The organism is Arenimonas sp. (genome assembly GCF_041919775.1).
Classification (GTDB): domain Bacteria; phylum Pseudomonadota; class Gammaproteobacteria; order Xanthomonadales; family Xanthomonadaceae; genus Arenimonas.
Window position 1 is genome coordinate 74,294 of record NZ_JAYRTE010000006.1, and the last position, 13,090, is coordinate 87,383.

The 13,090-nt window shown below is 69.4% G+C and carries 11 protein-coding genes and 1 tRNA gene; 5 read left to right on the plus strand and 7 right to left on the minus strand.

Going from position 1 to position 13,090, the window contains the following annotated elements:
• Positions 1-13: 13 nt before the first annotated feature.
• Entirely contained in the window at positions 14-1,069 is a 1,056-nt protein-coding gene (locus tag ACE3TE_RS05740; protein ID WP_374603023.1) for an HNH endonuclease, read from the plus strand.
• A gap of 381 nt (positions 1,070-1,450) precedes the next feature.
• Here ACE3TE_RS05740 and ACE3TE_RS05745 read toward each other — a convergent pair.
• Positions 1,451-1,527, minus strand: a tRNA-Met gene (locus ACE3TE_RS05745).
• A gap of 184 nt (positions 1,528-1,711) precedes the next feature.
• Between ACE3TE_RS05745 and ACE3TE_RS05750 the strand changes: the two genes are divergently transcribed.
• A complete protein-coding gene (locus ACE3TE_RS05750) occupies positions 1,712-2,131 on the plus strand; it encodes a cytidine deaminase (protein ID WP_374603025.1) in 420 nt (139 codons plus the stop codon).
• 13 nt (positions 2,132-2,144) lie between these two features.
• Here the strand turns inward: ACE3TE_RS05750 and deoD are convergent, their stop codons facing one another.
• Genes deoD through deoC form a run of 4 tightly spaced genes read right to left on the minus strand, consistent with a single transcriptional unit; the run spans position 2,145 to position 6,162 of the window.
• The gene (gene deoD / locus ACE3TE_RS05755; protein WP_374603027.1) at positions 2,145-2,858 is read right to left on the minus strand and encodes a purine-nucleoside phosphorylase; all 714 of its coding nucleotides are present in this window, start codon (positions 2,856-2,858) and stop codon (positions 2,145-2,147) included.
• Between the two features lie 7 nt (positions 2,859-2,865).
• Positions 2,866-4,080 (minus strand): phosphopentomutase, encoded by a 1,215-nt coding sequence (locus tag ACE3TE_RS05760; RefSeq protein WP_374603029.1) that lies wholly within the window; start codon positions 4,078-4,080, stop codon positions 2,866-2,868.
• On the minus strand, positions 4,077-5,423 hold the full coding sequence (gene deoA, locus ACE3TE_RS05765; protein ID WP_374603031.1) for a thymidine phosphorylase: 1,347 nt from the start codon (positions 5,421-5,423) through the stop codon (positions 4,077-4,079). Before deoA ends, ACE3TE_RS05760 begins: the two co-directional genes overlap by 4 nt.
• A gap of 1 nt (position 5,424) precedes the next feature.
• Entirely contained in the window at positions 5,425-6,162 is a 738-nt protein-coding gene (deoC, locus tag ACE3TE_RS05770; protein ID WP_374603033.1) for a deoxyribose-phosphate aldolase, read from the minus strand.
• Between the two features lie 149 nt (positions 6,163-6,311).
• Between deoC and ACE3TE_RS05775 the strand changes: the two genes are divergently transcribed.
• The 3 genes from ACE3TE_RS05775 (at position 6,312) to bfr (ending at position 7,759) form a co-directional block, all read left to right on the plus strand.
• Positions 6,312-6,863, plus strand: coding sequence for an RNA pyrophosphohydrolase (locus ACE3TE_RS05775; RefSeq protein WP_374603035.1), 552 nt, complete (start codon positions 6,312-6,314; stop codon positions 6,861-6,863).
• A 92-nt stretch (positions 6,864-6,955) separates the two neighbouring features.
• Positions 6,956-7,159, plus strand: a complete 204-nt coding sequence (locus ACE3TE_RS05780; RefSeq protein WP_374603036.1) for a (2Fe-2S)-binding protein — start codon at positions 6,956-6,958, stop codon at positions 7,157-7,159.
• A 129-nt stretch (positions 7,160-7,288) separates the two neighbouring features.
• Entirely contained in the window at positions 7,289-7,759 is a 471-nt protein-coding gene (bfr, locus tag ACE3TE_RS05785) for a bacterioferritin (protein WP_374603039.1), read from the plus strand.
• 104 nt (positions 7,760-7,863) lie between these two features.
• On the opposite strand, the gene ACE3TE_RS05790 is transcribed toward bfr, so the two are convergent.
• Positions 7,864-10,422, minus strand: a complete 2,559-nt coding sequence (locus ACE3TE_RS05790) for an ATP-binding protein (RefSeq protein WP_374603041.1) — start codon at positions 10,420-10,422, stop codon at positions 7,864-7,866.
• On the minus strand, positions 10,423-13,071 hold the full coding sequence (locus tag ACE3TE_RS05795) for an EAL domain-containing protein (RefSeq protein ID WP_374603043.1): 2,649 nt from the start codon (positions 13,069-13,071) through the stop codon (positions 10,423-10,425).
• Between the last annotated feature and the right edge of the window lie 19 nt (positions 13,072-13,090).

Here is a 13,090-nt window from a genome sequence, read left to right on the forward strand (position 1 = left end):
TTTCCAATCCAATATGGTTCTCTCTCCCCTCGGCGAGAAGAGGGGAATCAATGTGCTCAGTATAAAGTGGCGCCCGAGCGGCGGTCGCGGAGAGTACGAATACAAGGCTAAGGGCGCGGACGTGCTCGAAAAGCGTATTGATGTCCAGATTCCAGTCACGTTGGTGATCATTCCCACTGATGCGCACTTCCGAATAAAAGACGGAAAGCCGAGGCTCAGACGGGAGAATCCTAACGACCGCAGCATTCTCAATGTCCCGCCGCTCGTTGCGGCGATAGCCGGCTTGCCAGAGCCACGGAGGCAGGACCAAGGGGAGCCGGCTGATCTCCCGTTGTCCTCTAAGTCATACGTGGTGGACGAAATACTTTTCGACATCGTTAGTTCGGACCAAGCAAGAGTTGTAATTAAGCCTGTGCTTCTAAAGCCACGAAATAGTTTCGAATACGTCGATATCGAAGCACGCATTCAAGATCTAGTCTCCGCAAAGCAAACTCACCAGGCGGTTGCTGACTTGCTTGTTAAAACCGGCGCTGGCGTTAATGACGCGAAAATTCTCAGCGTTGCAGCAAACTCAGCGCATGAAGTCTATCCATACAGTGGAGGTGAGGCTTCACTGCACACTCCACCCCCGCAATCAGTTTCCGAAGAAGTGGTCGACGAAATAGTTGAAGACTACGTGGGAACCGAGGGCAAGGTGAAGGTTCGAATCCATCGGCAGAAAGAGCGTGACAAAAAGCTTGTAAGAATTGCTAAGAAAAAATTCAAGTTGCAGTTCGGTAAGATCTTTTGCGAATGCTGCGGAATCGACTTTCAAGAGTCATATTCAGAGATCGGCGTGGATTTCATTGAGGCACACCATCGAGTTCCAATCAGCCAAGTTGACGAGGGTGCCAAGACCGCCGTCGATGACTTGGCGATGCTTTGCCCCAACTGCCACCGCATGGTTCATAAGACACCCGATTGTTCGATCGAATTGGTTCAGGAGCTCATTCAACAGAACAACTCATTCATCAACGCATCCAACGTAGCGCTTCTTGACGAACTGAGCCCCGCAGACCAAGCAGAATAGAGATTGATGGTCTCATGGGGTGCGACGCTGCACGAGATCAACATCTTGTGGTTGGGATCAAATATTAGCCCCAAGGATTGAGGCTGCATAGTCAGCATTTTGCCGCGCCGCAGCTAGGGGAACCGCGCCAAGACAGCGGAGTCTATGGAGGCTTTGCGCGGCCTCAACTACCGGCTGGGTCCTATGCCAATTCCGCGGACACTTTCAGGAAGATCAGTTCTGTGTGGAAGGAATGACCAAGTGGCGTGCAGCAGAGTTGGCATCACAGCCCTGAATCGCCCGCTCGAAGTCATAAGCACGACGGGGCGCCGTGTTCGCAGTTCACTTGCTCTGGTCGCCAAGCGAAAATCAAAAAAACCCGCAAAAATGCGGGTTTAGTGATGGTGGCTATGGGTGGACTCGAACCACCGACCCCGTCATTATGAGTGACGTGCTCTAACCGGCTGAGCTACATAGCCATCGGCCGCTATCCATTGCGGATAGGGCCGCGTATTGTCCGGGGCGCGCTCCGGCTTGTCAAACCGGCCCCGCCGGGGCTGCCGGGCCGCGTCTGTCCGGCTTGACGCACGTCATTTTGCGCAAGGGCTGCCCGGCGCGATGCTGGGCGGGCGCCGACCCGGCGTGTTTCCCGGTGCCCCGCCCGTGCAAGACCCCAAACTACGCGACCAGCTCGTGGCCCTGGCCGAACAGTGCCGCGAACAGGCGCATGCGCCGTGGTCGGGCCTGCTGGTGGGCGCGGCGGTGCTGACCCGCGACGGCCGCATGCACGGCGGCTGCAACGTCGAAAGCGCCGCCTTCCCGCTGGGCGGCTGCGCCGAGCGCCATGCGATCGCCGCGGCGGTGCTGGCCGGTGGGCCCGGCATCGAAGTGGTGGCGGTGGCCATCGCGGCCCGCGACAACCGCGGGCGCCTGCTGGCCGTGCCGCCCTGCGGCGGCTGCCGGCAGCTGATCCGCGAATTCGGCAGCCAGGCCGAGGTCGGCTGGCGCGACGCCGCCGGCACCTGCAACTGGCACGCCATCGGCCACTTGCTGCCCGAAGCCTTCGAAATGCCCCCGGAATGAGCGGCGCGCGCGCCTAGCCCATCGCGGCGGCGGCATCCAGGGCCAGGCGGATCATGCGGTCCAGGCCGCGCTCGCGTTGTTCCGGGCTGATGGCGGTGTGCGCCAGCAGGTGGTCGGACACCGTCAGCAGCGCGGCTGCTTCCACGCCGAGGCTCGCCGCCGCGCCGAACAGGCCGGCAGCCTCCATCTCGATACCCAGGATGCCCATGCCCTCGAGCAGGGCATTGAAGCCATCGTCCGGGTGGTAGAACAGGTCGGTCGAAAAGATGTTGCCCGCATGCAGCGGCAGGCCGGCGGCGTCGGCGGTGTCGGCCAGCGTGCGCAGCATCGGCCAGGACGCGGTGGCGGCGAAGTCGTGGCCGCCGAAGCGCTGGCGGTTCGCGCGCGAATCGGTGCCGGCGCCGACGGCCAGGATCAGGTCGCCCAGCGCGACCTTGTGGCTGACCGCGCCGCAGGTGCCCACGCGCAGCAGCCGGCGCACGCCGTGTTCGCGCACCAGTTCGGTGGCGTAGAGCACGCAGGAAGGAATGCCCATGCCGCTGCCCATCACCGACAGGCGCTGGCCCTGCCATTGGCCGGTGTAGCCGAACATGCCGCGGGTGGCGGTGACCTCGCGGGCGTCCTGCAGGTAGGCCTGGGCGATGTGGCGGGCGCGCAGCGGGTCGCCGGGGAACAGCACGGTGGGCGCGAAGTCGCCGGGTCCGGCGTTGATGTGCAGGCTGGGCATGGTGTCCTCAGAAGGCGGGCTGGCCGTGGCCGAGCGGGGGCAGGCCGAACCAGCGGGCCAGCGTCTGGCCGATGTCGGCGAAGCTGCTGCGCACGCCCGCATTGGCGCCGCGCAGCCCGGGGCCCCAGGCCAGCAGCGGAATGTGTTCGCGGGTGTGGTCGCTGCCGGGCCAGGTGGGGTCGTTGCCGTGGTCGGCGGTCAGCAGCAGCAGGTCGTCGGGCCCCAGCGCGGCCATCAGCCGGGGCAGCCAGGCATCGAAGCGTTCCAGCGCACCGGCATAACCGGCGACATCGCGGCGGTGGCCGAACTCCTGGTCGAAATCGACCAGGTTGGTGAAGACCAGGCTCTGGTCCTTCGCCGTCGCGAACGCGGCCAGCGAAGCTTCCAGCAGGCCCTCCAGCCCGTGGGCCGAAACCGATTCGCCGACGCCGCGTCCGGCGAAGATGTCGCGGATCTTGCCCACCGCGACCACGTGCCCGCCCGACGACTGCAGCTGGTCGAGCAGGGTCGGCGTCGGCGGCGGCACGGCGAAGTCGCGCCGGTGCGCGGTGCGCCGGAAGCCGGTTTCCGCCGTGCCTTCGAATGGCCGCGCGATCACCCGGCCGATGCGCCATTCATCGGCAAGCTGGCGGGCGCCGGCACAGGCTTCGAGCAGCCGCGCCAGCCCGAAGCTTTTTTCGTGGGCGGCGACCTGGATCACCGAGTCGGCGGAAAAATAGAGGATCGGCAAACCGGTGCGCAGGTGTTCGGCGCCCAGGTCTTCGATGACCTGCGTGCCGGAGGCATGGCGGTTGCCCAGGAAACCGGGCACGCCGCAGGCGGCGGCGAGCCGGGCGAGTTCATCCGGCGGCAGGGTGTTTTCGCGCTGCGGGAAATGGCCCCAGTCCCAGGGCACGGGCAGGCCGCACAGCTCCCAGTGGCCGGACACCGTGTCCTTGCCGCGCGAAAGTTCGCGCGCGCAGCCGTAGATGGCGCCGCCGGCGACGTCGCCACCCAGGCCCGGCGGCGTGCGCCCCGTGGCCAGCGCCGCGGCGGCGCCCAGCCCCATGCGGACCAGGTGGGGCAGGGCCAGGGGCCGGCCGCGGCCATCGGCGCGGGCGGGGCGCGCGCACCAGTCGGCGATATGGCCCAGGGTGTCGCTGCCGGCGTCGCCATAGGCCCCGGCGTCGGGCAGCGCGCCCACGCCCAGGGAATCGAGCACCAGCACCAGGGCGCGGCTCATGCCGGTCCGGCCTCGCCGCCGTAGCGCGCCAGCACCAGCGACGCCGGGGCTGCCGCTTCGGCTTCGATCCGGCAACTGGCCTGCAGGCCGGCCAGCGCGGCGGCCAGGGCATCGGGGTCGGCGGCATGCACGCGCATCAGCGGCTCGCCCCGCGCCACGGCGGTGCCCACCGGCACGATGCCGTCGATGCCGACCCGCGGGTCGATGAGGTCGTCGCCGCGGCGCCGCCCGCCGCCGAGGCCGACCACCACTTCGCCGATCGCGCGGGTGTCGAAGCCGGCGACCCAGCCGCCCTCGGGAGCGCGCACCACCGCGCTGCACGGGGCCGGTTCCAGGTACTTGTCCGTGGCCTCCAGCAGATCGGCGGGGCCGCCCAGCGCCGCCACCATGCGCGCGAAACGCTCCGCCGCGGCGCCGCTGGCCAGGGCGTTCCCGGCCAGGTGGCGGGCGCCGTCCAGGTCGGGCGCCAGCCGGCCCTGCACCAGGGCAACCGCCGCCAGTTCCACGCTGGCCTCGCGCAGCCGCGGCGCCACCGCTTCGCCGCGCAGGCAGGCCAGGGCCAGGCGCAGTTCCAGGGCGTTGCCGGCCGCAGGCGCGAGCGGCTGGGACATGTCGGTCACCAGTGCCCGGGCAGGCAGCCCGGCGGCAGCGGCCACGGCGACCAGTTCACGCGCCAGCGCATGGGCGCTGGCCGGGTCCGCCAGGCTGGCGCCGTTGCCGCACTTGACGTCCAGCACCAGCGCGTCGAGTCCGGCCGCGAGTTTCTTGGCCAGGATCGACGCGGTGATCAGCGGAATCGCGTCCACGGTGGCGGTGACGTCGCGCACGGCGTACAGGCGGCGGTCGGCCGGGGCCAGGTCGGCATTGGCGCCGACGATCGCCAGGCCGGTGCGGCGCACCACGTCGACCAGGGTTTGCGCGTCCACCGCCACCCGGTAACCCGGGATGGCTTCAAGCTTGTCCAGCGTGCCGCCGGTGTGGCCCAGGCCGCGTCCCGAGATCATCGGCACGTACGCGCCGCAGGCCGCCAGGATCGGCGCGACCAGCAGGCTGGTGCAGTCGCCGACGCCGCCGGTGGAATGTTTGTCGAGCACGGGGCCGCGAAGCCCGGCCGTGTCCCAGCACAGGCGGCGGCCGCTGTCGCGCATCGCCAGCGTCAGGGCCACCGTTTCCTCGCGGTCCATGCCGCGCAGGCAGACCGCCATCGCGAAGGCGCCGAGCTGGCCGTCGCACAGGCGCCCGTCGGCGATGCCGCCGATGAAGCCCTGCAGTTCGGCCGGGTCGAGGCAGTGGCCCTCGCGCTTGCGGCGGATCACCGACTGCGGCGTGCTGGTGCCGTCCACGTCAGCAAGCTTCCGGGGGCAGCAGGGCTTCGGCCAGGCTGCTGGCGCCGATGCGCAGGCGCGAGGGGCGGCACCAGGCCGGGCCGAGCACGCGGTCGGCGATCGCCAGGTAGGCATTGGCTTCGTCCGGCGTGCGGATGCCGCCGGCAGCCTTGAAGCCGCAGCGGCCGCCGGTTTCGGCGATGGCCTCGAGCATGGTTTCGGCGGCGCGGGGCGTGGCGTGCACGCGCGCCTTGCCGGTGGAGGTCTTGATGAAGTCGGCGCCTTCGTGGATGGCCAGCAGGGAGGCCTCGCGGATGCGTTCGTGGCTGCCCAGCTCGCCGCTTTCGATGATCACCTTCAGCGGAAGGCCCTGGCTGGCCTCGCGCATCGCGCGCAGGTTGGCGACCACGGCGTCGGCATCGCCGGCCAGCAGCGCCCGCCAGGGCAGCACGGCGTCGATCTCCGCGGCGCCGGCACCGCGGGCGCGCAGGATTTCACGGCGGCAGCGGGCGGGGTCGTCGGCGCCGTCGGGGAAATTGACCACGGTGGCGACAAGGACGTGCTGCAGGCCGCGTTCGTCGAGGTCCGTGCGGGCGGTGGTGATCATTTCCGGATGCACGCACAGCGCGGCCGGCGCCACCGGCAGGCGGGCGGCGAGTTCACACAGGGTTTGGATGTCGGCCGGCGTGTCGGAATCACCCAGGCGGGTGAGGTCGAGGCAGGCCATCAGGCGGCGGTTCGGGAGGGGCTTTTCCATGGCCGCAGTCTGCGACGCAGGCGGAGGGCCGGCCTTGACCCCGGTCATGCCGTTCGCACGCATGACGGCGGAGGCCGGTGACGCCGCGCTTGTGGCGCCTTCCGGGCCTGTGGCAGTCTGGCCCCAGTAGATTTTTTGGAGTCCGTCCCGTGGTCGATCCGGACGGTTTTCGCCCCAACGTGGGCATCGTGCTTATGCACGGCGACGGTCGCCTGTTCTGGGCCCGGCGGGTCAACCGTGACGGTTGGCAATTCCCGCAGGGCGGCATGAACACCGACGAGACGCCGCTCGAGGCCATGTACCGCGAGCTGCGCGAGGAAGTGGGCCTTGGCCCCGAGCACGTCCAGGTCCTGGGCGCCACGCCCGGCTGGCTGCGCTACCGGCTGCCGCGCCGCTGCATCCGCCGGGGCAACCGGCCGGTGTGCATCGGCCAGAAGCAGGTGTGGTTCCTGCTGAAGCTGACCGGGCAGGAGTCCGACCTGCGGCTCGACCTCACCGAGAAGCCTGAATTCGACTCCTGGCGCTGGGTGGACTTCTGGTACCCGGCCGAGCACGTGGTCAGCTTCAAGCGCGAGGTTTACGTGCGGGCGCTGGAGCACCTGGCCCCGCACGCCCGCCAGGTCGCCGGCGAAGGCGCTGTCCCGCCGGCGGGTGAGACAGTGCGGGCACTGGCCGCCGTCGGTGGCGCCCGCCGCCGCTGACCGGGCTTTCTCGTGGGGCTGGCAAGAAGCGGTTGACAATGATTCGCATTTGGGATGAAATGCGAACCGTTCCCATTCATGGACCTTGTGCCATGTACGTCTGCCTCTGCCATGGCGTCACCGACCACGACATCCGCCGGGCTGCCGAAGCCGGCTGTTCGACCGTGTCCGAGCTGACCATGCGAACGGGGCTGGGAAGTGGCTGCGGCAGCTGCGGCGACCTCGCCGCCGAGATCCTCGGCGAAGCCAGTGCGCCGAAGGTCTTTCCGCTGCCGGTGTTTGCTGCGGCGGCTTGAGGGCTTCGCGGCTGAAGCCGCTCCTACAGGAAGCTCGGTGAGGGTGAAAACGCTAAGCATTCCTGTTTCGGCATCGCCGGGCGGGACGCGCTAGGCTGCCTGTCGCACCCACGGAACAGGAGGCCAGCCATGAAAGGCGACGCCAAGGTCATCGAGCACCTGAACAAGGCGCTCTACAACGAACTCATCGCGATCAACCAGTATTTCCTGCATGCCCGGATGTTCAACAACTGGGGCCTGAAGGAGCTGGGCGAACACGAATACAAGGAATCGATCGACGAGATGAAGCATGCCGACATGCTCATCGAACGCATCCTGTTCCTTGAAGGCCTGCCCAACCTGCAGAACCTGGGCAAGCTGCGCATCGGCCAGACGCCGAAGGAAGCGCTGGAATGCGACCTCAAGCTCGAGCACGACGCCGTGCCCGACCTCAAGGCCGGCATCGCGCACTGCGAAAGCGTCGCCGACTACGTGTCGCGCAAGGTCCTGGCCGACATCCTCGAGTCCGAGGAAGAACACATCGACTGGCTCGAAACCCAGCTCGAACTGATGGGCCGCGTCGGCGAGCAGAACTACCTGCAGTCCAAGATGGGCAGCTGAGCCCGGAAAGGGGACGGGGAGGGGGACGGGTGCAATTAAACCGGGGGAGAAAATCGGGCCCGGCCTTCTTGCCCCGGTTTAATTGCACCCGTCCCCTATACGCCCTACTTCAGCAGCGCGTTCAAGGCCAAGGCCGCGCGCCGGAATTCACTCTCCAACACCGCCACCGCCACCGCCGGTCGCGGCAGCACGCCCTGGCGGGCGCCGAGTTCGATGCGTTTGGCGGCGGCCGACAGGGCCATCGCGCCCAGGTTGGCGCTGGCTGACTTGAGCGTGTGCGCCGGCGCGACCATCGCCGTCATGTCGCCGGCCGAGGCCGCGCCTTCGAGCGTGCGGACGTGTTTGGGCGCGTCCTCGAGGAACAGGCGCACCAGGCTCAGGTATTCGTTGCCCATCACCGCGCGCAGTTCGTCCACGACTTCGTTGGCCAGCACCGGCGGCGGCGTGGCCGGCGTATCGGCGCGCAGTTCGGCCGACATCGGTTCCGGTCTCGGTGCCGCGGCCTGCGCCGCGGAGCGGTAGGGCGCGGGCGCACCCGGGCGCGGCGGAAAGGACGTCGCGGGGCGCGGAATGTCCGGGGCGGCCGGACGCGGCGGGAAGGCCGCGGCGGGGCGCGGGGTGTCCGGGGCAGCCGGTCGCGGCGCGCCTGCGACTGGCCGCGCAGGCGGCGAAGTCGCGGACGCAGGTGCGGGCACGGGCGCCGCGGCGGGCGCGGCCACCGTACGCGGCACCGGCGGGCGTTCGTCGGCCGACACCGGTCGCGCCGCCAGCCAGCGCGCCAGCGTTGCTTCCAGCAGCCGGCGATCCACCGGCTTGGACAGATAGTCGTCCATGCCCGCGTCCAGGCACTTCTGCCGGTCGCCGGCCATGGCGTTGGCGGTCATGGCGATCACCGGCAGGCGCGGCAGGTTGTTGGCCAGTTCGTGCTGGCGCCATTCGCGGGTGGCGGTGTAACCGTCCTTCACCGGCATCTGGCAGTCCATCAGCACGATGTCCAGGTTGCCGTGCATCATGCGGTCGAGCGCCTTCTCGCCGTTGTCGGCGGTTTCGCACTGCAGGCCCAGCAGGCCGACCAGGCGCTGGGCGACCATCAGGTTCACCGGGTTGTCCTCGACCAGCAGCAGGCGGCCGCGCAGGCGGCCCCGCGGTGGCTCCGGGTCGGGCACCGCGCCGGGCACCACCAGCTCGCGCTCGGACAGCGCCTGGGCCTGTTCGTCGAGGCTGGCCTGGGCGGGCGCCGCCGACAGGAAGCCCGACAGCGCGTTGCGCAGTTCGCCGCCGCCGATCAGGCGCGGCAGCACCAGGGCGTGCGGGCCCTGCATCAGCTCGGCGGCCACCGCCTCGTCGCCATGCAGGTAGACCACGCGCAGGTCTTCAAGCTCCGGCGTGCGGCGCAGGTTGCGGTGCAGCGCGATCGCGGTGCTGCGCACGCTGTGCAGGTCGACAAGAAGCAGGTCGAAGCTCCAGTTGGCGCCGCGCTGCAGCGCGGTGCGCAGCTTGGTGAGCGCGTCCTGGGTGGTTTCGGTCTGGGTGAGGTTGGCGCCCCAGCCGGGCGCGGCCTGGCCGATGCGCTGGCGCAGCGCGGCATCGGTGGACAGCAGCAGCACGCGGGCGCCGTTGAGGTCGGTGCGCTGGCCCTGGATGTCGCCGGCGGCCTTTAGCAGCGGCACTTCGAACCAGAAGGTGCTGCCGCGGCCGGGTTCGGATTCGACGCCGATCGTGCCGCCCATCAGGTCGACGATGCGCTTGCAGATCACCAGGCCCAAGCCGGTGCCGCCGTACAGCCGCGTGGTGCTGGCGTCGGCCTGGCTGAAGGCGCGGAACAGGCGCGCATCCTTGTCGATGCCGATGCCGGTGTCGACGACCTCGAAGCGCAGTTCGTGCTGGCTGCGCGACTCGCCGCGGCGGCTCACCGTCAGGGTGACCGAACCGCGCTCGGTGAACTTCACCGCGTTCGACAGCAGGTTGGTCAGCACCTGGCGCAGGCGCACCGGGTCGCCGCGCACGGCCAGGCGCACGGACGGATCGATCTGCAGGTTCAGGCGCAGGCCCTTGGATTCGGCGGGCTTCTCCATCAGCCGGATCACCGAGTCGAGCAGTTCGCGCAGGTTGAAGCTGGTGGTCTCCAGCGTCACCTTGTTCGCCTCGAGCTTCGAATAATCCAGGATGTCGTCGACGATGCGCTGCATCTGCCGCGCCGAGGTGTAGGCGGTGCGCAGGATGTCCTGCTGGTCGGGCTGCAGGCGGCTGCTCATCAGCAGGTCCAGCATCGGGATGATGCCATTGAGCGGGGTGCGGATTTCGTGGCTCATCGTGGCCAGGAATTCGCCCTTGGCCATCATCGCCGACTCGGCGGCCTGCTTGGCTTCGGTCAGCTCGCGCTCGAGCCGGCGGTGCAGGGCCAGCTCTTCCTGAAGCGCGTTGACCTCGCGGGTCTGCTCGCCGGTGGCTTGCGCGGCCTGCTCCAGCGCGCGGTTGCGCAGCGTGAAGGCGCGCCAGACGCCGGCAGCCCCGGCGAAGGCCAGCAGCGCCGCGATCAGCGCCGCCGTCTGCCACAGCCAATTGTCGCTGAAATGCCCCATGGCCGCGGCGAGCGCGGCGCCCAGCGCGCCCGCGATCGCCAGCCAGCGGACGATCAGTGCGTCGTTCGGATTTGGCGCCATCTAGAGAACTGCCTGCTGGAAGTCGAAGTCCATGCCGCTGTCGGCCTGCTGCACCAGGTTGCCCTGGATGAAGTCGATGCCGCTCATCCACAGCGTGGCGGCGGCCTGCGCGTCCTCGACGCCGTGACCGATCACCTCCAGGCCGCGGCGGTGGGCCCGGTCGATCAGCACCTTGAGTTCGTCGCGCATCGCCGGCGACAGTGCGGTCGAGGTGTATTTGCGCGCCAGCTTGACGAAGCCCAGCGGCAGTTCGTCGAACAGGCGGTCGGTGTCGTCGCTGGGCTCGAACTGGCTGAGGCAGAACTGCAGGCCATCGGCCACCATCGCGTCGCAGAAGGCGCGGATGGTGCCGGCGTGGATCGCGGCGTCTTCCATGCGCAGCTCCACCACCAGCGAGGTGCCGGGCACGTCGTGCGCGGCCAGCTCGGCCTTGAGCCAGGTGGCCTGGCCCGGGTCGGCCATCGTCAGCGGTGACTGCGTGACGAACAGGCGCAGCGCCTTGCCCTCGGCGCGGCGGTCGCGGACGAGCTTCATCGCGGCCTGCAGCACCCAGCGGTCGATGTCGGTGATGAAGTCGCCGCGTTCGGCCAGCGGCACCACCTCGGCGGCGGGCAGCAGCTTGCCGTTGGCGTCGCGCAGGCGCAGCAGCACCTGGTACTGGCTGTCGTCGCTGCCGGCCACGGCCACCACCGGCTGGTAAAGCAGCTCGAGGCTGTTGCGGGCGATGGCTTCGCGGATTTCGGTGACCAGCGCGATCTCGCGCGCGGCTTCCGTCGGCTGGGCCGGCTGGTAGCGGCGCACGCCCTTGTCCTGCGTGCGCGCTTCGCGGGCCATGCGTTCGGCCACGTCCAGCAGCTCGGCGACGTCGGTGAAGCGGTGCCGGAACGCGCAAACGCCGACCGACACGCGCAGGCGCAGCGGGTGGCCCTGCACGTTGAACGGATGCTGCACCAGGGCGGCGCGCAGCTGCGCGGCGAAGGCTTCGAGCCCGGCTTCGTCGCGTTCGACGTCGACCACCACGAAGCTGCCGTCGCCGAAGCGCGTGGCCGGGCGCGCGCCGGCCTGTTCGCCGACCAGCTTGCCCACGGCCGCGAGCAGCTGCTCGAGCAGGGTCAGGCCCAGGCGGTCGCGCAGCAGGTTCACGCTTTCCACTTCCAGGAACAGCACGCCGCCGGCGCTCGCCTCGTGGGCGGCGGCCAGGGTTTCGGCGACCAGTTCGCGCACCTCGGTGCGGTGCAGCAGGCCGGTTTCCGGGTGGCGTCCGCTGCGCCGGCTGGCCTTGGCCTGGGAGGCGCGATGGCGGGCGACGCGGTTGCTGACCGCGGCGATCAGGTGCCGGGGCCGCACGGGCTTGCTGATGAAGTCGTCGCCGCCGGCTTCCAGGGTTTCGAACTGGCGGTCGGTGTCGGCTTCGCCCGACAGGAACACGATGGGCGTGTGCAGGAACGGGTCCTGGTCGCGGATCAGCACGGTCAGCTCGATGCCGTTGGCATGCGGCATGTGCAGGTCCATCAGGATCAGGTCGGGGGCGAAGCGGTGCAGGGTTTCGAGCACGTCCAGCGCATCGAGCACCACCTCGGTCTGCATGCCGGCATTGCGCAGGATGCTTTCGGCGAACAGGGCCTGGCTGCGGTCGTCTTCGACGATCAGCACGCGGAAGGGCTGGTCGCCGCCCGGGCTGACCAGCTGCCCGATGCGCTTCAGGACTTCGCCGGCATTGGGCTCGACCAGCAGCAGGTCGACGCCGGCGCGCTTGGCGTTCAGGCGCAGGTTGATGTCGTCGGCTTCGCTCAGCGCCACCAGCTGGATCGGCTGGCTGCTCAGTTCGCGGGCGGCGCGCACGGTGGCGCCGATCTCGTCGAGCTGGTTGCTGAAGCCGGCGTCCACCAGGGCCAGGCGGGCGGGCAGGGCGCCGAGCAGTTCGCTCAGCTCCTCCGGGGTTTCCAGCAGCTCGACTTCGTAGCCGGCGGCTTCCATGCGCTGGTCCAGTTCCAGCGACAGCGGGCCGTGTTCGGTCAGGTGGTAGACGCGGATGCCGGTGACGTCGGGCGCGGAGTCGGACATGGCAGGCACCGGGGGTCGGGGCGCGGGCGCCGGTTTCGGCGGCGGTGCCTTTGCGGACGCGGGCGTCGGGGCCGGCCTCGGCGCCGGGGCAGGGGCAGGCGTCGGCGCGGGCGCGGCGGCGGGTTCTTCCATCGCCGTCGCGGTGGCGTCGGGCGCGTCTTCGCCCCAGCGGCGCCAGTAGTTGGCCGGCGGCGTTTCGGCGCGGCCGCTTTGCTGCACCACGCGCGGCGGCGTGCTGATGTCGGCGCCGGCCTCGGCGCCCATCGGCACCGACTGGCCGATGCCCTCGACCAGGTGCCAGATGCGTTCTCCGGCCTCCGGGCTGGGCAGGGCCTGCTGCTGCAGCGTGTCGTGCAGCAGCTCGTGCAGCTCCAGGAAGTGCCGGCCGGCTTCGTCCAGGCCGTGTTCGCGGCAGGCGTGGCCGAGGCTCAGCGCGTCCTCGTTCAGGAGGGCCAGGCCGTTGATGTCCCAGCCGTCCTGCAGGAAATGGTGCAGGCGGCGGCCGATCTTCTCCACGCGCCGCGGAAGGTGGCGCAGGAAGGCGGGTCGGTGTGCGGCGAGTCGTGACTCGTCGTGCGGATTCATCGCGTGGCCCCTGTTTGGC

Excerpts from the sequence above, each read along its gene's own strand:
- ACE3TE_RS05740 (WP_374603023.1), top strand. The coding sequence starts at position 14 with ATGGTTCTCTCTCCCCTCGGCGAGAAGAGGGGAATCAATGTGCTCAGT.
- deoD (WP_374603027.1), bottom strand. The coding sequence starts at position 2,858 with ATGCCCAGCCTGCACATCAACGCCGGACCCGGCGACTTCGCGCCCACC.
- ACE3TE_RS05760 (WP_374603029.1), bottom strand. The coding sequence starts at position 4,080 with ATGAGCCGCGCCCTGGTGCTGGTGCTCGATTCCCTGGGCGTGGGCGCG.
- deoC (WP_374603033.1), bottom strand. The coding sequence starts at position 6,162 with ATGGAAAAGCCCCTCCCGAACCGCCGCCTGATGGCCTGCCTCGACCTC.
- ACE3TE_RS05780 (WP_374603036.1), top strand. The coding sequence starts at position 6,956 with ATGTACGTCTGCCTCTGCCATGGCGTCACCGACCACGACATCCGCCGG.
- bfr (WP_374603039.1), top strand. The coding sequence starts at position 7,289 with ATGAAAGGCGACGCCAAGGTCATCGAGCACCTGAACAAGGCGCTCTAC.
- ACE3TE_RS05790 (WP_374603041.1), bottom strand. The coding sequence starts at position 10,422 with ATGGCGCCAAATCCGAACGACGCACTGATCGTCCGCTGGCTGGCGATC.
- ACE3TE_RS05795 (WP_374603043.1), bottom strand. The coding sequence starts at position 13,071 with ATGAATCCGCACGACGAGTCACGACTCGCCGCACACCGACCCGCCTTC.